The following is a 352-nucleotide window of genomic DNA, read 5'->3' as shown; positions in this document are numbered from 1 at the left end:
CATATGTCTGGTGACTATAGCAAGGAGGTCACACCTGTTCCCATGCCGAACACAGAAGTTAAGCTCCTTAGCGTCGATGGTAGTCGAACTTACGTTCCGCTAGAGTAGAACGTTGCCAGGCAGTTTTTTAATCAAATTTTGGTTAAAAAATAAAATCGACAAGATAAAAAAAGTTATTGACTTAAATGTTAATAAAATGTATAATTAATTCTTGTCGGTAAGAAAAATGAACATTGAAAACTGAATGACAATATGTCAACGTTAATTCCAAAAACGTAACTATAAGTTACAAACATTATTTAGTATTTATGAGCTAATCAAACATCATAATTTTTATGGAGAGTTTGATCCT

General features: G+C 32.1%; 1 rRNA gene. It reads left to right on the top strand.

Going from position 1 to position 352, the window contains the following annotated elements:
• Positions 1 to 6: 6 nt before the first annotated feature.
• Positions 7 to 121 (top strand): 5S ribosomal RNA (rrf, locus tag IDG63_RS14355).
• Positions 122 to 352: the final 231 nt, after the last annotated feature.

It is taken from the genome of Staphylococcus sp. EG-SA-14 (genome assembly GCF_017151935.1).
In the GTDB taxonomy this organism is placed as follows: domain Bacteria; phylum Bacillota; class Bacilli; order Staphylococcales; family Staphylococcaceae; genus Staphylococcus; species Staphylococcus aureus.
The sequence above is the reverse complement of the archived record's forward strand: the minus strand, read 5'-3'. Positions and strand labels throughout refer to the sequence as shown.